Raw genomic sequence first — 19,532 nt, 5'->3', positions numbered from 1 at the left:
CCGCTGGGCGGAGATGCGCGCGGCCCGCCCCCTGCTCCTACTGTCCCCGCCGGTCCTTGATCGGCTGCGCATAGGCCAGTTCGACGTCCCAGGGAAAAAGAATCCAGGTGTCCTGGCTGACCTCGGTCACGAAGGTATCGACCAACGGCCGGCCGGCGGGCTTGGCGAAAACGGTGGCGAAATGCGCCTTCGGCAGCATGTCGCGCACGATCCGCGCGGTCTTTCCCGTGTCGACCAGATCGTCGACGATCAACCAGCCCTCGCCGTCCCCCTCGACGCCCTTCAGGATATTGGCGGCGCCCTGCTCCTTATGCTGGTAGGAGGCGATGCAGACCGTATCGACAAGACGGACATCGAGCTCCCGCGCGACGATCGCGGCGGGGACCAGGCCACCGCGAGTCACCGCCACGATTCCCTTGAGCGGCCCCGCCGCCGCCAATTGATCGTGCAACCGCCAGGCAAGCGCCCGCGCGGTGCGGTGCAACTCCTCCCAGGAGACGGGGAAATCCATGCCGATCGGCGGGTGGGACGGGTCGGGCATCGGGTCGGCCTCGCGCTCGTGGACAGTTTCCGTGCATTTTGATTAGCCGATCCCGCCCCCCGCCGACAAGCGCGCACAAACCATGTCCCGGCGCGAACCATGTCCCGTCGAAGGAGGATCAGACCGCGGCCGCCGGCGCCTTCTCCAGGCGGCAACCCGCGATCTTCCAGCCGCCATCGGCTTGACGCTCCATGATGTAGCGGGCGATCCAGCCCCGCCCCTCGGCGTCGAGCAGTGCCATCGGCTGCACGACCCGCCCATCCGGGCCCGGCTCCGGCGGCAGGAAATCCGTCGACCGCGGCGCGATCAGGGGGGCATAGCCGCGCACGACCATATCCATGAAATTGTCCGCATCCGGAAATTTCCGCTGGATGAAGGGCGCGGCCTGATCATAGGCCGTCATCCGATCCCCGATGCGGAAGGCGTCGAGTTGCGTGGTGATCACGGAAAGGATGGCGGGGTCGGGTGCGGCTTGAATCCCCCGCGCCCCATTCACCATGTCGGCCCGTGCCGAAGAACCGCCCGGCGGCGGTGCCATCATCGCGCCAAGCGCCAGGAGTGCCATGCCCCCGATAAGGGCGCCAACCATCCGACAAGCACCGTGCGTCATTTTCACCTCCATCGACCGACCGCCCTAGCCCATGCCTCCGGGGAAATGCCCAGGAAGCACTACGGACGATCGGTTCCGGAGGATCACCGCACGAAGATATGCACCTCGTTGTTGTCCGCCTCCTCGGCCGTCTCCTGCAGAAGCTGCACCCGGCTCGCCGGCACGCCCATGTCGGTGAGCGTGCGCAGCACGCCCTCCGCGTTGCGCTTGGCGGCGGAGCTGTTGAGCGCTTCCTGCGCGGCGGAGCCGGAACTCGGGCTGACCGCGACCAGGTCGAAGGTGGCGTTCGGTTTGCGCTCCAGCGCGCGGCCGACGGCGGTATAGAGCGCCGACTGATAATTCACGTTCGGCCGGTCGAACTTGATGATGACCAGCGGACGCTCGCCCGGCTGCGGCTGCGCCTGACGGGCGGCCTGACGGGCCAGATTCTCGGTCTGCTGGAAGGATCGCGTCGCCAAGCTGGTACCGTAAAGATCACCGTTCTTTATGGCGAGCGACAGGGTGGTCATGTTCTGCCGCTCGTTGTTGACGTAGGTCGTCTGCCGGTTGATGTCCTGGCTGAGGTCGGTCAACAACCGGTCGATCTCCACCAGCTCCTGATGGACGCTGTCCTCCAGATGCTGCAGGCGGATGTGATCCTCGTCCACCGCGCCGGAAAGGCCATAGGTGGCCTGCACGGCGTTCAGCAGATACTGGCCGAAGGCGGCCTCGTCGGCGGCGTCGTTCGACAGCTTGGTCATGGCGGGCACCTTCTCCGCCACCTGCTCCAACTCGACCTGCGCGCGGTTCCAGTAATCGACCAGAACCGGGTTGCCGGGCGTCGTGCCCCGCTGCAGCCGCGAGGTGATCTGCGCGACCAGCTCATGATAGGTGTCGGCACCCGACGAGGTTTCCTGAACGAGCTGTTGCTTGCGACCGGCCAGCCCCTCGACATTGCCGGCGAGCTTGTTCAGGTCCCCCTCCATCTGGGTAACCTTGTTCCCGACGAAGGTCTCGCGCGTGGCGCTCGCGGATTCGATCGAGGTGCTCTGGCTTTGCCCGACGGAAACCGGCTGTGGCGCGCTGCTCGATGTGGATCGCGCGCTGCCCGATGTGGACGAGTCCGACGAGCCCCCCACCTGCACCGGTTGTGTCGCCGCGCCGGACCCGGCCGGATTGCTTGCCTCCAGACTCGGCCACGTCTCGCCGCAGGCGGCGAGGCCGAGGCCGACGAGCGCGAAGGCCACGGCCCGCGTGCTCGTCGCGAGACGGCCGCCCAACGGCGACACTCGATAATCGCGGCACCCGCCCTTCGGGACGAGGCCGGTGCGTCCGGCGTGGCCGGTCTGCCCAGCGAAGAACGAAGCCATACCTGAACTTTCCGTTTATTTTCCGGTTTCGTGATCGCCCGACCTGGTGTGAGCACCCGGCCCGCGCGGTCGCTTTCGACCGGCCGGCCAACCCCCCTTTTCCGCGGCTGGGCCATCCCCCATTCACGTCTACCCGGGAGGGATACTACTTGAGGCCCGCGCGAGCGACAACCCGGATAATATATTGGATTTCCCATTGATTCCTACGTAGTGGCACCTGGGCAACAGGCCCGCCTTACACGCGTCCGCGAATTCCCTCTTGCCAAGGCGGACGGCATCAAGTACCTACCCGCCCGCATCGCGACGGCATGCGGCGCGGCCCGGTCCGAGACCGACCCCGCCCCCCACGCGAAGCACACGCCGGCCACCGGCGAAGCGCCCGTAGCTCAACTGGATAGAGCGTCTGACTACGGATCAGAAGGTTGGGGGTTCGAATCCTCCCGGGCGCGCCATTCTCCTTTCACTCGAACACCGCTCCCGGTTCTTTAAAGAGTTCGGACTTCGTCCTTTGGGGCGCGCCACGCTTTCCATAAAATTCGTCGAAGTAGGTTTCTCGGCAATGAATGGATTGCCGAATGGCTTATTGCACAGCGGGTCACCAATTTTCTGCGCTTGCCATTTGGCGAATTTGATCGCTTGCGTTCGCTTCAAGGTGCTTCTGACGTTCTATATATTGCATTTTTGTTCTTTCTGGTTGACATAATGTGATTTTTCACCCAGGTAGATTTGGGCCCCTTGGGGATAACCCCGATTCGATGACCGCGCCGTCATGTGGATCACACCGATGTGCCCGATAGGCCGGGGCTTCAACGCAATGCCCCCGACAACCTGACGGACAACACGTCACTCCAGCGCAAATCGAGCGTCCGCTTTGCTGTTTAGTCAGTGCAAGCGGGCACGAACATTCGCCACGCCCGTCGAATTCAACAGTCGACGGCGCGCGTTCGATATGGAGTGAACCATGGCTACCCGCTATTGGCTGAAGAAAACACTGGGCACGAGCTATCCGGCCGATCCCAGCGACGTCCTGAATACAAAACGCCGTTTGCAGTCGCAGGGATATTACGATGAACCCGAATACGGGATCACCGAATATCCCGACACGCCGATGTTCGAGGGAATCAAGCGGTTCCAGAAGGACAACGGCCTCCGTGTCGATGGCTTGATGCGCCCGAAAGGGCCGACCGAAACTCAACTCGCGGCCCGGTCGCCGCGCTATACCTGCAGCAGGTGCGGTGCATTGCATGGCGGTGTTTTTTCGCCGAGCCTCTGTCACCGCTGCTGGGTAAAGTAAAAGGTCTATTGCGGCGTACGCGGCGGGACCCAGTCCCCGTCGCGTATCGCTCTATCCAAATATGCATTCCACCTCAGAAAAACTTTAATTTCATGAGGGGTGTATCCAAGCAACTCGCCCATCTCGCGGGCGTCCCGCTCTTTGTCCTTCGCCGTGCGACATACCCGAATGCGGTTCGCATGGGCCTTGTCGATCCGCCATTCCTCACCCGGCAGGACGAAATAGAGTGAGCGGATCTCCTCATCGACGCCGAGAATGATTTCGACATGCAGTATCTCTCTTTTGATTATCCGGCCGCTTTCAACGTACGGTTCGAATTCCTCGTCCGGCCATTCGAAGTCGGCGCGCGTCAGTTCAGAGAAGTAGGCGAGCGGTTTTTCGCCGGATAGCATCAGCTCAAGTTCGCGGTCTTCGTGCGGACCGATCTCCGGCGGTGGGGTGTCGAAATCCAATGTGCAGCCTTTCCACGCAACTCGATTAATCCTGGGACACTATCAAACCACCAATAACCTAGCGAGCGCGCGCTCTGTCTTCGAAATCAAGGCTCCAGGCTTTCCGCTCCCGTCGTCGCCGTAGGCGCTTCGGGTGGCAAATCGTCGGGTTCCATGTCCCGCAGAACCTCGCCCCGATCGGCCAAAGCGCTGAAAAGGTCTTTCGAACAAACCTCGTCTAGGCGCGCCATTCTCCTTTCAGCCGAGCACCGCTTCCGGACCTTTGTAGAGTTCGGACTTCGTCCTTATGGGGCACGCCACGCCGTGGGTCGGCGTTGCATATTCATCCAAGAGTTGCGGCACGCCCTTCATCGTGAACCGTTGTCTCCTGATTAGCCGCGAAGCGCGGTCGCCTTATCGCGGTCGCCTTATAATTGACGCGAAATCCAAACGGTTCGCCGTCCTTCTTGCTCCCGATCCATCTTCCATCCATGCGCTGGTTGTTCCAGCCGGCGCGCGAACTATGCTGATGCTTGGTCGCGTTCGGTGTTTTCCCGGAGGATGCTCCCCGTGTCGTTCAGTGCCGCCCGTCTCGCGCTCGCCGCCCGGCTACTGTCGGCGGGGCTGGTCGTGTTCGCGGCCGGCGCGGTGTCTTGTCTGAGCGCGTCGCCCGTTTCGGCACAGCAATCCGGCGGGACGGACGGCGGGGCGAAAGGCGAGGCGGAGCGCATCGATTACAGCGTCACCTTCGACGGCCTGGCAGAGACGGACGCCGACCTGGAGGAGGAGATGCGCGCGCAGAGCCTCGCGCTCGATCTGATCGACGATCCGCCGCGTTCCGCCGCCGGGTTGCGCCGCCGGGCGGAGCGCGATGTGGAACGCTTCGGCCAAGTACTGCGCGGCGCCGGTCTCTATGACGGGACGGTTCGTTTCTCGATCGAGGAAGCCGAAACGCCGCGTGACGGCAACCGGGAAGGCGGCGCCCGGCGTCTGATCTATCATGTCGATCCGGGCGCGCTCTATGTCATCGAGGCGATCGAGACCGCCGAGGGGCCGGATGCCCCGATGACCCCGGCGGACGAAGGGACGCTCGCCGCCATCGGGCTCGATATCGGCCAGCCGGCGGCCGCCCAGCCGGTCATCACGGCGGAAGGTGCGCTAACCCGGCGTTACCGCATGCGCGGCCATCCCTTCGCCGAGGTCGCGCGACGCCAGACCGTGATCGACCGCGAGACGAAGACAATGACCGTCCGCTATCGGTTGGCGCCGGGGCCACTCGCCCACTTCGGCGCGATGCGGATCGAAGGGGCGGAACGCGTGGAGCAGGCCTTCATCGCCCGCCACGCCGCCTGGAGCGAGGGCGCGCGCTACGACATCCGTCTGGTCGAGGAGACACAACGCGACCTCGCCAGCAGCGGCCTATTCGAGAGCGTCGCGGTATCACCAGTGGCGGTGGACGACCCGAACGCGGTGGACCAATCGAGCCAGGACGAGGGGATCGCGGTCCCGGTCCGGGTGGAACTGGTGGAGCGCGCGCATCGTTCGCTCGGCTTCGGCGCCAGCTATTCCACCAGCGTCGGCCCCGGGGTCAGCGCCTTTTGGGAGCACCGCAACCTGTTCCAATCCGGCGAGCGGCTGCGCACCACGCTATCCGCCTCCCCCATCGAGCGGGGCGGCGAGGCGAATTTCCGCAAGCCCTTTTTCCGGCGGGACGATCAGGCCCTGCTGGCCGATGGCGAGATCAAGGACACAACGACCGACGCCTTCGACGAATTGCGTGCCAGCGCCTTCATCGGCGTGGAGCGGCGCCTGTCCGACGTATGGACGGTGACCCTCGGCCCCACGCTGGACCTGATCGAGCAGGAGACCGACGACACCGGCAACGACCAGATCGCCCTGGTCGGCATGCGGGGCAATCTGCGGCGGGACAGCACCGACAGCCCACTGAACCCGACGAGGGGCGGCCGCCTGGATATCAGCCTGACGCCCTATACGGATATCGGTGCCACGGCCAGCGAGTTCGTCAGCGGCGCCGTTTCCGGCTCGCGCTATCTCAGCATCGACGCGGATTCGCGCTTCGTGCTGGCCGGCCGCGCGCGCCTGGGCGCCATCCTTGGGGCGGAGCGACGGGAGATTCCGGCGGGCAAGCGTTTCTATGCCGGGGGCGGCGGCTCGGTGCGTGGGTATGGCTATCAACGTCTGGGTCCACTGGATGGCGACCTCGACCCGGTCGGCGGGCGCTCGGTGATGGAGGTCGGGCTGGAACTGCGCACCCGGATCACGGAGACGATCGGCCTCGTCCCCTTCATCGAGGGCGGCAATGTCTATAGCGAGGACCTGCCCCCCGTCGATGAGCTGGATCTGCTGTGGGGCGCCGGTCTGGGCCTGCGCTACTACACCGATATCGGCCCGGTTCGCCTTGATGTGGCCATACCGATCAATAAACGTAGAAATATCGACGATTCCTACCAGATCTATGTGAGCTTGGGGCAGGCCTTCTAGGATCCGGATGATTTTGGGACAGACAGTCTAGATGACCGACGACCCGCGCGGTCGCGCCGGCGCCACGCCGCCGGACGCGCCGGAACCGCCCACGTCCGGGCGCGCCTCGCCACCGACTTCCGGAAAGGGACGGCCCCGTTGGGGCCGCCGCGCGCTCGGCCTGGTGCTGGGCGGGGTGATGCTCGCCCTCGGCGCGGGGGCCTGGTTGACCGCCAGCGACAGCGGCCTGCGAACCGCCGCCGGCTGGGTCGAGGGGCCGCTCGCCGGCGTACTCGGCGGGGCAGCCACGATCGAGGGCGCGCGCGGCAGCCTGTGGGACAGGCTCGACATCGCGCGCCTGCGCCTCACCGGCGCCGACGGCTTCGCGCTCGCCGTCGACGACCTGCGTCTCGACTGGCGGCCGGGCGCGCTGCTCGACGGGCAATTGCGCGTGGTCGAGTTGGGTGCCGCCCGCGTCGCCCTTACCCTGCCCGGGTCAGGCACGGCGGAGGCGCCGGACCCGCCGGAGGAAACCGCCCCCTTCACCTTGCCGGAGCTTCCTCGTCCCCCGCTCGCCATCCTGATCGAGCGGCTGGATTTCCCCGACATCGTGGTCGATCCGGGCGACGGCACCCGGTTCAGGGCCCGCGCGGAAGGCACCGCCACGGCGGAGGAGGACGGCCGCCTCGCCTCCCGTCTCGACCTCACGGCGACGCATGACGGCAAGGTGGCGGATCGGGTCACGCTCGACGCGACGCTGACCCCGGTGTCTTCATCATCCCCGACACCGGCGGCCGGGGACGATCCCCCCATGCCGACCCTGGCGCTCGCCCTCGATGCCGATTTACCGGCCGACGGCCTCATCGCCGGGCTCGCGGATCTACCGGCGGACTATGCGCGGCGCTTCACTTTGACCCTCGACGGCAGCGGGCCGGTCGCTGCCTGGCAAGGCGATTTGCGGGCGGAGGCCGAGGGGCTGGCCCGGCTGGACGGGATGCTCGCCCTGCGCGATCCGCGCGGCGAGACGCCGGGACTCGGCTTCGAGGGCAGGTTCGATCTGATCGATCCGGGCGCGCTCGCCCTGCCGGAGGCACTGGCCGGGCCGCTGGCCCTGACGTTGGATGTCGGGCACCGGACCCGCGACGGACGCCTGATGCTCGACCGGCTGCGCTTCGCCCGGGAGGGCCTTGGCCGGGGCGAGGCGCGCGGATGGCTCGACCCCGAAGCCGGCGGTTTCGAGGCCGGCGGCACGCTGACGCTCGATGCCGGGGCCGCCGATCTGCTGCCGGACACACCGGAATTCTCCACCGCGACGGCACGGTTCGACCTCGGCGGGGCGCTGGATGCACCGACCGGCACGGTCTCTCTCGATATCGCGGATTTGGATGCGGGGGGGCTTGGTGCCGGTCCGTTGGGCGCGGATCGGGTCCGGATCGACCTGACCGCCGATCCGGACGGGGGCGGGCCGGGGGACACGGGCGGTCGACCGGCGGTGCTGGCCCTCGCGCTTACCGGGGCGCACTGGCCGGACCCGTCGCTGTCGGCGCTTCTGGGATCGGACCCGTCGGCGCGCCTTTCGACGCGGGCCGCGCCCGATTTCTCAGCCTTGCGGGATATCCGTTTCACACTCGATCCGCTCGGCCTCGCGCTCACCGGGGGCGTATCCTTCGATGCGGGCAAGCCGGACACGTCCTGGCGCGTGGCCGGGAAGGATCTGGCGATCACCCTTGACCGCTTGGCCGCCCTGACCCCCGTGATCGGCGTTCCGGCGAAGGGCGCGGCGCGGATCGATCTTTCCGATTGGACCGCGGGCCCGGAGGGCGCCTCGGGCACGCTCGCGATCGGTCTGTCCGATGCCTTCCTGGTGGACCCGTCGGTGACGGCGCTGCTCGGCGAAAGCCCGGGGATCGAAACACGCGTCGCCCTGGACGGCGCGGGCGCGCTGACGCTTTCCGACATCACGGCCCGGATGGCGGCCGGCCGCCTTACCGGGCAGGTTCGTTTCCCGGCCGGGTTCGAAACGGTGGCGGGGGAGTTCGACGGCGCGCTCGACCCGTCCGCCCTGCCGCTTCCCCCGGACATCGCGGTGGCGGCGGAGCGGCTCGATCTCACGGCGAGTCTTTCCGGCCCCCTCGCCACGCCGGCGGCGCGGGTGGAGACGACGCCGCTCGCCCTTTCCATTGCCGGGCAGGAGTTGGCGGATACCGCGCTGACCGCCGGTCTTGCCTGGCGGGAAGGGGATGTGCCGGCCGTCGACCTGAGCGCCCGCGCGCGCTATCGCGACGCGCCGATCCGGCTCGCCGGCCGCGTCATCGCGGAACCGGAACGGCTGGCCGTCGAAGGATTGGAGGCCGAGGGCTTCGGCGCGGTCCTGACGGGCGAGGCGGCCTTGCCCGATTATGACCTGCCGGCCACGGGCGGAATCACGCTTGAAAGCGGCGATCTCGCGGGCCTCGCGCCGCTTCCCGGCCTGGAGGGCCTGTCCGGCTCGGTGCGCGCGGCCGCGACCTTGCGGGCCGGCGAGGGCGGCGCGCAAGCGGTCGACCTCGATGTCGCGGGCGACGGAATCGCGCACGGCGCGGCGCGCGTGGGCACGGCCCGGCTGGAGGCCTCGCTTGCGGATGCGATCGCGCTGGCCGGGCTCGACGCCCGGCTCGTGATGGACGATGTGGCATCCGATCCACTCGACCGGGGGAAACTGACCGCGACGCTCGGCGGGGATCTCGGCGGGGATCTCGGCGCGCTCGACATCGCGCTCGATGCGCAGGCGCGTCTTGCCCCGCCCGACGCCGGGGCGGAGGCGATGGCCCTCTCCCTCGATACCGCCGGCCGGATCGAGGGGCTGAACGGGCCGGAAACGCGCCTGACCCTCACCCGGGCCAAGGGCGCGGCGGGGGATATCCCCTTCTCCCTCGCCGAGCCCGCGCGTCTCGTGGTCGACCAAGGCGGGCTGGCGGCGACCGCGCTGTCCCTGACGCTGGAAGGGGGGCGCATCGCCCTCGACTATGGCCGGGCCACGGATGGGATCGAGGCGTCGGCCCGGATCGAGGCCCTGCCGCTCGGCCGGTTCCTGGCGCTCGCCGGGCAGCCCGGGGCGCGGGCCCGCCTGGATGCGCGATTGTCGCTCGCCGAACCGACGGGCGAGGCGCCCACGGGCACGTTTTCCGCGCGCCTGGAGGGCCTGTCGGTGGAGGGGGTGGAGACCCCGGCCGATATCTCGCTCACCCTGGACGGGACACTGGATGCGGAGGGGATCGGGCTGACGGCGGGCGGCGATGGGCCGGGGATCGACGATCTCGATGTGCGGCTTCGCGCGCCGCTGCGCCTGTCGCTTGCCGAAAGGCGGGCCGAACTGGCGGGGGATGCGCCCATCGACGGGGCCGCGCGGGTCGGGCTCGATCTCGGCCGTCTCTGGCCCTATATCCCGGCCCCCGAACATTCGGCCAGCGGGCGGCTGACCCTCGATGCACGGCTTGGAGGCACCGCGGAGGCACCGGAGGTGACGGGGTCCGCCACGCTCGACGGTGCGCGGTACGAACATCTGACCTATGGCACGATCCTGACCGACATCGCCGGGCGCATCGGCTTCGAGGACGGCGCGGTGACGATCGAGGAGTTGACGGCGCGCGACCCGGAGGGCGGACGGATAACGGGGGAGGGGCGCCTTGATCTGGCGCGTCCCATCCGTTCGGCGCGCGCGCATCTGACGCTCTCGCGCGTGCGGACGGTCCATACCGACGCGCTACGCCTCGGCACCGACGCGGAGATCGATTTGCGGACGCCGGAGGGTGCCTCACGTCCCGCGCTGACGGGCCGGGTTACCGTGCGCGACGGCGAGGTCAATCTGGGTGCGGCCCTGCCGCCCAGCACCCCCACCCTCGACGTCGAGGAAGCCGACGCCCCGCCCCGCGACGCGGAGACGGCGGAGGAAGAGGCGGCGGGTCCGGTGATCGATCTGGACCTGACGGTCTCGATCCCCGGGCAGCTTTTCGTGCGCGGACGCGGCGTCGATTCCGAATGGGAAGGCGAACTGCGGATTGCCGGCACCAGCGCCACGCCACGCATATCCGGGCAATTGCGCGCGCGGCGCGGTCGCTTCGACGTGATCGGCAAGAGCTTCGCGATCGAGGATTCGACGATCCGATTCTCCGGCGGCGAGCGGGTGGACCCGCAACTCGGCATCCGAGGCGTCCATGAGGCGGACGACCTGACCGTCATCGCGCGATTACAGGGCCCGGCCAGCGACCCGGAGGTCGTGCTGGATTCCCAACCGCCGCTGCCGCGCGACGAGATTCTGAGCCGTGTTCTCTTCGGCAAGTCGAAAGGACGGCTGACGGCGATCGAGGCCGCGCAGCTCGCCGCCTCGGCGGCCGAGCTATCGGGCGGCAGCGGTGGCCTCGACGTGCTGGGCACGATCCGGCAGTTCGTCGGCGTGGATGTGCTGCAGGTCGATACGGGCCAGGGCGGCGCGGCGGTGCGGGCCGGTAAATATATCGCCGACGGCGTCTATGTCGGTGCCAAGCAGGGCGCGGCCGCCGGTTCCACCAGCGTCGAGGTGGAAGTGGAGGTGACGCCCAACATTTCCGTCAATACCGAGGCCGGCCAAAGCGACAGCGATGTCGGGGTTCAGTTCAAATGGGATTATTGAGCCGAACGGCGCCGTAGGAAAAAGAGGGCGGACGCCGTAATTGGCATCCGCCCCCGTCGTGCGATCTCGCCCGTCCAGTGGGAGGGGCAGGATAGGACGTCGTTAGATCGCACGAACCTCCGCCAGGAACTCATCAACCTGGGTTCCCAGCAATTCCGCCTGATGGGACAGTTCCTTGGCCGCGCCGTTGGTCTGGCTGGCCGCCGCCCCGGTCTCGCCGGACGCCTGGGTGACGCCGGTGATATTCACGGTCACTTCCTGCGTGGCGGCGTTCTGTTCCTCCACCGCGCCGGCGATGGTGCCGGCCATTTCGGCGATATTGTTGACGAGACCGATGATCTGACCGATCGAGTCGACGGAAACCCTGGTCTCGTCCTGGATTTGCTTGATCTCGCGGGCGATATCCTCGGTCGCCTTCGCGGTCTGGCTGGACAGCGACTTGACCTCGTTCGCCACGACGGCGAAGCCCTTGCCGGCCTCGCCGGCGCGGGCCGCCTCGATGGTGGCGTTGAGGGCGAGGAGATTGGTCTGCGCCGCGATATCGTTGATCACGGTGACGATATTCCCGATCTGATCGGCCTTCGCCTGAAGCGCGGTGATGCGATCGTTCGAATTCCGCGCGCCGTCGACCGCCGCCGTGACGGCTTCCGTTGTCCGGGCGAGCTGCGAGGAAATCTCGTTGATCGAGGTCGCGAGCTGCTCGGCCGCGGAGGCGACGGTCTGCGATTGGGAACTGGTCTCCTCGGCCGCCGCCGCCATGGATTCGGACGTGGAAAGCAATTCGGTCGAGGCCGCCGAAACCGTGTCCATGATCGACTTCACGCCTTGCTCGAACCGATTGGCGAGGCGGACCGTGGCGGTCGCGACGGTCCAGCACAGCAATAGCGTCGTGACCTCGCCCTTGCCGTCCCGGATGGCCGAGACCTTCAGGTCCAGCACCTCGTCGCCGAGCCGGATCTTGGCGCGGTGCGGCAGATTGGCCGGGTTGGACAGCATCTTGCGCTGATGCGCCGGGTTCTTGTGGAAGATATCGATGTTCGACCCCACGAGATCGCGCGCCTTGATCGGCAGCAGATGCTCAAGCTTGGCGAGCGTCTCGATGCTGGTCTCGTTGGCATAGACGATGTCGAAAGTCTTGGCGTCGGCCAGCATGACATTGACCGGCATCTGGTCGAGCATCTGGCCCTGACGCTCGGTCGATTCGATGGCACGGACCTTTTCCGTGGCGATCGACCAGGAAACCACCGCGTGATCCTGATCCCCGTTCCGGCCGGGCAGGCGCTCGATATGCAGCTCCAGCAGTTCCGGGCCGAGCTGGATCAGCGCGTCATGCGGGAAGATCGAAGGATCGGCCAGCATGCGGCGCTGATGGGCCGGATTCTTGTGGAAGACGTCGATCGAACTGCCAACGATCTCCTCCACCGGAATCGGCAGATGCTCCGCCACCTTGCGCAGATTGTCGATGGTTGCCTTGTTCACATAGTCGATGACCATGTCGTCGAGGCCACAGCGGATAACATTGATCGGCACGGCATCGAACATCCGTTTGAACGTGTCGTCCGCGCCTTTCCCGGCAACACCACCGACCGATTTCCTACCTGAACCGAACATCCATCCCTCCGAATGACTGGGCCAAACGGCCCATGGGTATTGGTTTTAGATCAAAAGACTGAATTTTTTCTTAACCGAACCTGGCACCGCAATGGAAAACACATCCTTGTTACGACGGGTGAGTTCCTTAAGCTTCGCCGACCTTTTGAGGGATGGCCGAATCGGTCGCGCCATCCCTTGAGAGCACATCCCTTGGAGGGGGAGCGCCCGCCCATGGACTCGCGTCCGACCATGTCCGAAAGCGCCCATGCGCGTCGGCGAGTTTCCGTCCGATTCCCGGCCCGGCATCCGACGGCATGGCCCCATGGATTCGCCTTGCTTCTTGCTCTCCTCGCGATCTTTGGACAGGCGCTGCTGGGGGAGGCCACGCCACGCCAGCCGGACGAGCGGTTCTATCTGACGACGGCGTCCGAGATCGCGGCGAGCGGCACGCTCTCCACCGCGATCGCGCGCGGCGATGGCGGGGGTGGGCAGGCGCCCGTACCGGATAATTATATCCCCCCGCTCTATCCCATGATCCTCGCCGGGCTCGCCGCGATCGATCCGGGATTGCGCGCGGCGATGGATTGCGCGCGGGCGGAATCCATCGCCGGAATGCGCGACGCCCCCGGCCCCTGTCCGGAAGCCGGATTCCGCGGATTGATCGCGCTTCAAGGGGGATTGATGGCCTTGGGCCTGCTGGGCGCCTTCGCCGCCTTCCGCGCGATGAGCCGAATGGCCGGCGAGGCGGCGGGGGAGCGAAACGCCCTTGCTTGGCCCGCCTTTTCCTGGGCCGCCTTCGGCGTACTGCTCATCCTCGGCCCGCAGGGACGGATGGCGGCGAGCCCGCTGCCGGACGGCCCGGCGCTGGCCGCGTTGATGGGGGCGAGCGGCCTTTTCATGCAAGCGTTGCTTCGCGAGCGACCGCTCTTCTGGCTCGCGGCCGGCGCGATGATCGGGGTCGCGGCGCTGCTGCGGCCAAGCGCCCTTTACCTGGTGCCGATGCTCGTCCCCTTCCTCCTTCTCCGCCCGGGGCGGCGGTGGGCGGCCGGCTGGCTGGCACTCGGCCTCGGCCTCGCGATCGCGCCCTATCTCGTCCGCAACATGATCCAGTTGGACAGCCCCGCCTTCACCGGCGGGTATGGCGGCGTCATCCTGGCGCAGCGTATCGCCTTCGACTTGATGCGTCCGGACGAGTGGTTGGCGGCGTTGGTCTATTGGCTGCCGGATTTCGGGGATTCGCTGGCCGCGGCGCTGTTCGATCCGGAGTCCTATCGTCGCCTCGCCTTCACCGCGCCGGACGGATTCTACGCGATCGGCAATGGACCCTTGATGGAGGCCGCCCGCGCGCGCCTGGAGGCGGATGGGGGCGAAAGCCTTACCGGCGTCCTGATCCGCGATTGGGTGCTGGAGCGGCCGCTTGCCCATCTGGCGGCGACCGTGCCGCTTTTCCTGCGCGGTCTTTGGGTCGGGCAACTGGCCGGGCTGATCGCGTTGGTGCTGGCCGTGCCGATGGTGATTGGGCTGGCACGGCGCGGGGCGGCGGCCGGGCTCTGCTGGCTGGCGCTGCCGTTCCTGCTGCTGGCCGGGCTGCATGCGGGAGCGACGATCAATATCCCACGCTATAATTTGGGGCTCACGGTGGTCCATGCGGCGATTTTCGGGTACTGGATCGTGGCGTTGGCCGGGGCGGCCCGGCGCCTGAACCCGTTCGCCGAGGGAGGGCGGAAATCCCCATGATCGCCGTCGTCATCCCCTGCTATCGGGAAACCGCCGCCGTGCTGAGCGTGATCGCGGCGGTGCCGCCGCCGGTCGACCGGATCTATTGCGTCGATGACGGCTGTCCGGACGGGACCGGCGATCTGGTGGAACGCGAATGCGCCGACCCCCGCGTGACGGTGCTGCGGCACGCGCGTAACCGGGGGGTCGGCGGCGCGATGGCGACGGGATACCTCCAGGCGCTGGCCGACGGCGCGGAGATCATCGTCAAGATCGACGGCGACGGCCAGATGGCGCCGCGCCTGATTCCCGCCTTCGTGGAGCCGATCCGCGCCGGGCGCGCCGACTATGTGAAGGGCAATCGTTTCTTCCGGCCGGAGACGGTGGCCGCCATGCCGACGGTGAGGCTGGTGGGCAACGCGGTGCTTTCCTTCCTGAACAAGTTTTCCTCCGGCTATTGGCAGATCTTCGACCCGACCAACGGCTTCACCGCCATCCATGCCCGGGTGCTGTGGCTGATGCCGCTGGAGCGCATCGACCGGTCCTATCTGTTCGAGACGGAGATGCTCTATCGTCTCGGCACGTTGCGCGCGGTCGTGCTCGACCTACCGGTCAAGCCGGTCTATGGCGACGAGCGAAGCCATCTGGTGCCGCATCGGATGATCCTGCCGCTGCTTGGCCGGCACGGGGCGAATTTCCTGCGGCGCATCGTCTATTGCTATTTCCTGCGGGACTTCTCGGTGGCCTCGCTGGAATGGCTGCTCGGCCCGGCGCTGATCCTGTTCGGCCTGATCTTCGGCGCGAGCGCCTGGGCCAGCGCCGGCGCCAGCGGCGTGGAGGCGACGGCGGGCACGGTCATGCTGGCGGCGCTGCCGATCATCCTGGGGGTCCAGGCGCTGCTCTCCGCGCTGAATTTCGACAGCGCGAACCAGCCGCGCACGCCGATCCACCCGACGCTCGGCGATCTGCTGGACGAGACGGAGGAGGGCGTCGGGCCCCGGACGGCCTCCCCGACAAACCCGGAGACGGACCACGGGGCGGGCGGCGATGGCGGCGAATGAGGGCGCGCGCGGCGGCGGATCGGGGATCGGCGTCGATCTGGGCCCCGGGCGCCGGCCGTTCGCCTGGACGCTGGGCGCGGCGGGGTCGGTCCTTCTGTTGGTGCCGGTGGTCTCGCGCACGGACTGGTCCGCGCTCGCCGCGCGCGCGGGCGAGATCGCGCCGGGCTGGCTCGCCCTCGGAATCGCGCTGATGGGGGTCGAGGGGGTTTGCGCCAGCCTGCGGCTGCATCAGTTCGCGCGCCATCCGGGGCGCCCCGCCCCGCGCCGCGCGGCCGCCTTCGCCGCCAATGGCTGGTACGTGTTGGCGGTCGCGCTGTTCCCCGCCCGGCTGGGGGAGGCGGTGGGCATGATCGCGATGCACCGTCTGCTGGGGCTCAGCGCCGGGGGCGCCGCGATCGCGATCCTGGCGCAGCGGCTCCTGGATCTGGCCGTTCTGGCGGGCCTTGCGCTACCGCTCGCGTTCCTGGCCCTCGTCCTGGAAAGCACCATGGCGCCGGTCGCCCCGGCCGCCCTCGGCGCGATGGGGGTGGTGGCGCTGGCGGCGGTCGCGGCGACGCTCCTCTTCCTGCACCGCCCAGAGCGCGTCCTGGGGCCGGCCGGGTGGCTCGCCCCCGCGCTGCGCCGGCGCGGGCGGATCGGGCGCGTGGTCGCGCGTTTCCTGTTGCAGGCGCGGATGTGGGCGCGCCATCTCTATCGTCATTTGCCGCGCCGGCGCGCCGGCCTTCTGACGGTCGCGAAATGGGGGGCGGCGCTCGGCGGGCTTTGGGCCGTGCTGGCGGCGATGACGCTGCCGGTCGGCATGGGCACGCTGGCCGCGATCACCGTGATCTACTGCTTCGTCATGGCGGTGCCGGTGCCGACGATCGGCGGCATCGGATTGGGGGAGGCGGGCCTGACCGCGATGCTGGGCGTCGCGGGCGTGCCCCTGGCCGAGGCGGCGGCGGCGAGCCTGCTGCTGCGCGCGGTGCTGCTGGGTTTCCCGCCGCTCTATGCGGGCGCGACATGGTTCGTCACCGGACCGGCCGGCGGCGCGGCGCGCGCCGGCCGGGGAGGAAGCCCGCCATGACGGCGCGCGCGGACAGGACGGTCGATGCCCTCTATCAAGGGCTGCGCGGTCGTTTCGGCGGCACCGGACCGGGTGCCAACGGCTATGTCACGGCGGGTTTCTTCCGGCGGGAGCAACGGGTGCTGCTGGCCCTCGTCGTCGCCACCGCCGCCGGGCGGGACGACCCGCCCGTCATCCTGGATATCGCCTGCGGGTCCGGCCTGATGCTGGGGGATGCGACGGCGCGCGCGCGGCTGCCGGCGGGGACGCGAGTCCTCGGCCTCGATTTCAACGCGCGGGCCTGCCGCGACGCGGCGGCGAACGGGGTACGGATCGCGCGCGGCGACGCCTTCCGCCTGCCCTTCGCCGACGGCGCGCTGAGCCATGCGGTCAATTGCCAATTCCTGAACCAGCAGACGGCGGCCGCGCGCGCGCCCTTCCTGGCGGAGGCGCATCGGGTGCTGGCCCCCGGCGGGCATCTGATCCTGCTTTGGCGCAAGGCGGACAGCTGGCCGCACCGCGCGGTAAACGCCCTGCTCTCCGCCCGGGACCGGCGCGCGGGGCGCCCCGTCTTTCCCCAGGTGGACCACCCGATGGCGGCCCTGATCGCGGAGGCGGAGGCGACCGGCTTCCGGGTCGCGCGGGCCGGGGTGACGCTGCCCGTCGCGCCGCGCCCCGGTGGGGCGGCGCCGGTGCTGGGCGCGCGCTCGCCGCTCGCGCGGCCGCTGGGCGCCTCCAACCTGCTGGTCTTGCGCAAGGCCGCGCCGGGCGGCGCGCCATGAGGGTGGTGCCGCTGACCCCGGCGTTGGAGCCCGCCTGGACCGCCTTCGTCGAAGGCGGGGATGGGGGTGGGAGCGGAATCAGGGGAGCGGAGGCGGCGCAGCCCTTCCACCGGCTGCTCTGGCGCGATGTGCTGCGCCGGGGGTATGGGTTCGAGGACCGCTCGCTGATCGCGCTCGCCACCGACGGCGAAAGGAACGGGGGCGGCGGGGCTGACGGGGACGGCGCGCGCGCGGTGGGCGTGCTGCCGCTCCATCTCGTGCGGCGGCCGATCGGCCGGCCGATCCTGCTTTCCGCCCCGCAGGCGGTGACGGCCGGGCCGCTCGCCACGGACAGCGCCACCGCGCTGGCGCTGGTCGCGCATGCCCGGGCGGAGGCCGAGCGTCTGGACGTCGCCTATCTGGAACTGCGCGGCGGCGGCGCCTGGACGGACGGGTTGGAGGTCGAGAGATTGGGCGGCGCGCCGACCTGGCACCGCCTCGACCATCACGCCCTGTTCGGCCGCGCCCTGCCGGCCGACCCGGACGAGGTGCTGGGCACCATCCCGCGCAAGCAGCGCGCGGAGGTGCGCAAGGCGCGCAAGGCCGGGGTCACGGTCGTGCGCGACGCGGATGCCGGGCGCTTCCACCCGCTGCATGCGCGCGCGGTTCACCGGCTGGGCAGCCCGGTCGCGCCGCGCGCCTATATCGAGGCGATCCTGGACCTGTTCGGCGACGAGGCGGAGATCCTGACGGCGGAGCATCGCGGGCGGGCGGTGGCCTCCGTCCTCTCGCTCAAGCATCGGGGATGGATGATGCCCTATCACGCGGGCGCGGCGCCGGCGGCGGCGGCCCTCTCCGCCTATCCGGCGCTCTACGCGGCGGCGATGGAGCGCGCGGTGGCAGAGGGCCTGACCCATTTCGAATTCGGCCGCAGCGCGGTCGGCACCGGCGCCCATGCCTTCAAGCGGAATTTCGGCTTCGCCCCGACCCCGCTGCCGAGCCATGTCGCCCTGATCCGCGCCACCGCACCGCCCGACATGCGGGCGAACAACCCGCGCCTGGAGCCGATCACCCGCGCCTGGCGGATGCTGCCCCCCTGGCTCGCCGACCGGCTGGGCCCCTGGGTCTCGCGGCAGGTGGTGTGAGGGGAAGGAAATCCCCAATAGCCCAACACCATCCCGACGAAGACGCCCCCCCGCCGCCTTACATGTCCTTTTCCGCCGCGCTTATCCGCGCCTCCACGGCCAGGGCGCGCTTGCAATCGCGCGCCCCGTCCGACCGGCCGGTCGCGCGCAGGGCCTCCAGCACCCCCTCATGCATCCGCCGCGCCGCCGCGACCTCCCCCCGGTCCAGCAGGCAATCGGCGATCAGGCTGCGCGTGGTCAGGGTGTCGGGATGGTCCGTGCCGATCGCCCGCTCCCGATCCGCCAGCAGCGCTTGCGACATCTCGAGAGCCTCACCGACAGCCCCGGAATCCCGTAGGCACGAGGCGATGAGATGGCGCGTCGTCAGGGTGTCGGGATGGTCCGCCCCCTTGACCCTTTCTAAATCGGGCAGAAGCGCGCGCGACACGCTCAAGGCCTCATCGACCGATCCGATATCCTGGAGACACGAGGCGACAAGATAACGCGTCGCCAGGGTGTCGTGATGGTCCGCGCCCTGGACACGCTCCTGATCGGGAAGAAGCGCGCGCGCGAACTCCAGCGCCTCACCGACCGATCCGATACCCCGGAGGCACGAGGCGATGAGATAGCGCGTCGTCAGGGTGCCGGGATGGTCCGTGCCCTGGACACGTTCCCGATCGGGCAGAAGCGCGCGCGACACGCTCAAGGCCTCATCGACCGATCCGATATCCTGGAGGCACGAGGCGATGAGATGGCGCGTCGTCAGGGTGTCGGGATGATCCTCGCCCTTGATACGTTCATGATCGGGCAAAAGCGCGCGCGACGCGCTCAAGGCCTCGCCGGCCGATCCGATATCCCGGAGGCACGTGGCGATGAGA

The 19,532-nt window shown here is 68.7% G+C and carries 14 protein-coding genes and 1 tRNA gene; 9 read left to right on the top strand and 6 right to left on the bottom strand.

Going from position 1 to position 19,532, the window contains the following annotated elements; genetic code table 11:
* Positions 1 to 37: 37 nt before the first annotated feature.
* The 3 genes from gpt to KAJ83_RS16680 form a co-directional block, all read right to left on the bottom strand.
* On the bottom strand, positions 38 to 511 hold the full coding sequence (gpt, locus tag KAJ83_RS16690) for a xanthine phosphoribosyltransferase (protein ID WP_210683321.1): 474 nt from the start codon (positions 509 to 511) through the stop codon (positions 38 to 40).
* A gap of 148 nt (positions 512 to 659) precedes the next feature.
* Positions 660 to 1,106, bottom strand: a complete 447-nt coding sequence (locus KAJ83_RS16685; RefSeq protein ID WP_210683251.1) for a DUF4864 domain-containing protein — start codon at positions 1,104 to 1,106, stop codon at positions 660 to 662.
* A 128-nt stretch (positions 1,107 to 1,234) separates the two neighbouring features.
* Complete coding sequence (locus tag KAJ83_RS16680; RefSeq protein WP_210683250.1) at positions 1,235 to 2,500, bottom strand: hypothetical protein; 1,266 nt, start codon at positions 2,498 to 2,500, stop codon at positions 1,235 to 1,237.
* Between the two features lie 375 nt (positions 2,501 to 2,875).
* On the opposite strand from KAJ83_RS16680, the gene KAJ83_RS16675 reads away from it, so the two are divergent.
* Positions 2,876 to 2,952, top strand: a tRNA-Arg gene (locus KAJ83_RS16675).
* A 509-nt stretch (positions 2,953 to 3,461) separates the two neighbouring features.
* Complete coding sequence (locus tag KAJ83_RS16670) at positions 3,462 to 3,794, top strand: peptidoglycan-binding protein (protein WP_210683249.1); 333 nt, start codon at positions 3,462 to 3,464, stop codon at positions 3,792 to 3,794.
* A gap of 5 nt (positions 3,795 to 3,799) precedes the next feature.
* On the opposite strand, the gene KAJ83_RS16665 is transcribed toward KAJ83_RS16670, so the two are convergent.
* On the bottom strand, positions 3,800 to 4,246 hold the full coding sequence (locus tag KAJ83_RS16665; RefSeq protein WP_210683248.1) for a hypothetical protein: 447 nt from the start codon (positions 4,244 to 4,246) through the stop codon (positions 3,800 to 3,802).
* Between the two features lie 549 nt (positions 4,247 to 4,795).
* Between KAJ83_RS16665 and KAJ83_RS19705 the strand changes: the two genes are divergently transcribed.
* Both KAJ83_RS19705 and KAJ83_RS16655 read left to right on the top strand, forming a co-directional pair.
* Positions 4,796 to 6,727, top strand: a complete 1,932-nt coding sequence (locus KAJ83_RS19705; RefSeq protein ID WP_210683247.1) for an autotransporter assembly complex protein TamA — start codon at positions 4,796 to 4,798, stop codon at positions 6,725 to 6,727.
* Positions 6,728 to 6,758: 31 nt separating this feature from the next.
* Positions 6,759 to 11,354: a translocation/assembly module TamB domain-containing protein gene (locus tag KAJ83_RS16655; RefSeq protein ID WP_210683246.1), complete on the top strand. Its 4,596-nt coding sequence runs from the start codon at positions 6,759 to 6,761 to the stop codon at positions 11,352 to 11,354.
* A gap of 102 nt (positions 11,355 to 11,456) precedes the next feature.
* Here the strand turns inward: KAJ83_RS16655 and KAJ83_RS19700 are convergent, their stop codons facing one another.
* Positions 11,457 to 12,884 (bottom strand): methyl-accepting chemotaxis protein, encoded by a 1,428-nt coding sequence (locus KAJ83_RS19700; RefSeq protein ID WP_210683245.1) that lies wholly within the window; start codon positions 12,882 to 12,884, stop codon positions 11,457 to 11,459.
* A 396-nt stretch (positions 12,885 to 13,280) separates the two neighbouring features.
* Here KAJ83_RS19700 and KAJ83_RS16645 point away from each other — a divergent pair, with 396 nt between their 5' ends.
* From KAJ83_RS16645 to KAJ83_RS16625, 5 genes are read left to right on the top strand one after another with little or no spacing between them, the layout of a single operon-like run.
* Positions 13,281 to 14,684: a glycosyltransferase family 39 protein gene (locus KAJ83_RS16645; RefSeq protein ID WP_210683244.1), complete on the top strand. Its 1,404-nt coding sequence runs from the start codon at positions 13,281 to 13,283 to the stop codon at positions 14,682 to 14,684.
* The gene (locus KAJ83_RS16640) at positions 14,681 to 15,724 is read left to right on the top strand and encodes a glycosyltransferase family 2 protein (protein ID WP_210683243.1); all 1,044 of its coding nucleotides are present in this window, start codon (positions 14,681 to 14,683) and stop codon (positions 15,722 to 15,724) included. The genes KAJ83_RS16645 and KAJ83_RS16640 overlap by 4 nt, the downstream gene beginning before the upstream one ends.
* A complete protein-coding gene (locus tag KAJ83_RS16635) occupies positions 15,711 to 16,790 on the top strand; it encodes a lysylphosphatidylglycerol synthase transmembrane domain-containing protein (RefSeq protein WP_210683242.1) in 1,080 nt (359 codons plus the stop codon). Before KAJ83_RS16640 ends, KAJ83_RS16635 begins: the two co-directional genes overlap by 14 nt.
* Positions 16,787 to 17,551 (top strand): class I SAM-dependent methyltransferase, encoded by a 765-nt coding sequence (locus tag KAJ83_RS16630; RefSeq protein WP_210683241.1) that lies wholly within the window; start codon positions 16,787 to 16,789, stop codon positions 17,549 to 17,551. The genes KAJ83_RS16635 and KAJ83_RS16630 overlap by 4 nt, the downstream gene beginning before the upstream one ends.
* Entirely contained in the window at positions 17,548 to 18,675 is a 1,128-nt protein-coding gene (locus KAJ83_RS16625) for a GNAT family N-acetyltransferase (RefSeq protein ID WP_210683240.1), read from the top strand. The genes KAJ83_RS16630 and KAJ83_RS16625 overlap by 4 nt, the downstream gene beginning before the upstream one ends.
* 58 nt (positions 18,676 to 18,733) lie before the next feature.
* Here KAJ83_RS16625 and KAJ83_RS16620 read toward each other — a convergent pair.
* Positions 18,734 to 19,532, bottom strand: a 799-nt coding sequence (locus tag KAJ83_RS16620) for a tetratricopeptide repeat protein (protein WP_210683239.1), incomplete at its 5' end; no start/stop codon positions are given.

It is taken from the genome of Marivibrio halodurans (assembly GCF_017963645.1).
Taxonomy (GTDB): domain Bacteria; phylum Pseudomonadota; class Alphaproteobacteria; order UBA8366; family Aestuariispiraceae; genus Marivibrio; species Marivibrio halodurans.
The sequence above is the reverse complement of the archived record's forward strand: the minus strand, read 5'-3'. Positions and strand labels throughout refer to the sequence as shown.

What these genes read in the sequence shown, in the direction of transcription:
- KAJ83_RS16670 (WP_210683249.1), top strand. Translation starts at nt 3,462, where the DNA reads ATGGCTACCCGCTATTGGCTGAAGAAAACACTGGGCACGAGCTATCCG.
- KAJ83_RS16625 (WP_210683240.1), top strand. Translation starts at nt 17,548, where the DNA reads ATGAGGGTGGTGCCGCTGACCCCGGCGTTGGAGCCCGCCTGGACCGCC.
- KAJ83_RS16685 (WP_210683251.1), bottom strand. Translation starts at nt 1,106, where the DNA reads ATGGCACTCCTGGCGCTTGGCGCGATGATGGCACCGCCGCCGGGCGGT.
- KAJ83_RS16630 (WP_210683241.1), top strand. Translation starts at nt 16,787, where the DNA reads ATGACGGCGCGCGCGGACAGGACGGTCGATGCCCTCTATCAAGGGCTG.
- KAJ83_RS16640 (WP_210683243.1), top strand. Translation starts at nt 14,681, where the DNA reads ATGATCGCCGTCGTCATCCCCTGCTATCGGGAAACCGCCGCCGTGCTG.
- gpt (WP_210683321.1), bottom strand. Translation starts at nt 511, where the DNA reads ATGGATTTCCCCGTCTCCTGGGAGGAGTTGCACCGCACCGCGCGGGCG.
- KAJ83_RS16655 (WP_210683246.1), top strand. Translation starts at nt 6,759, where the DNA reads ATGACCGACGACCCGCGCGGTCGCGCCGGCGCCACGCCGCCGGACGCG.
- KAJ83_RS16635 (WP_210683242.1), top strand. Translation starts at nt 15,711, where the DNA reads ATGGCGGCGAATGAGGGCGCGCGCGGCGGCGGATCGGGGATCGGCGTC.
- KAJ83_RS16680 (WP_210683250.1), bottom strand. Translation starts at nt 2,500, where the DNA reads ATGGCTTCGTTCTTCGCTGGGCAGACCGGCCACGCCGGACGCACCGGC.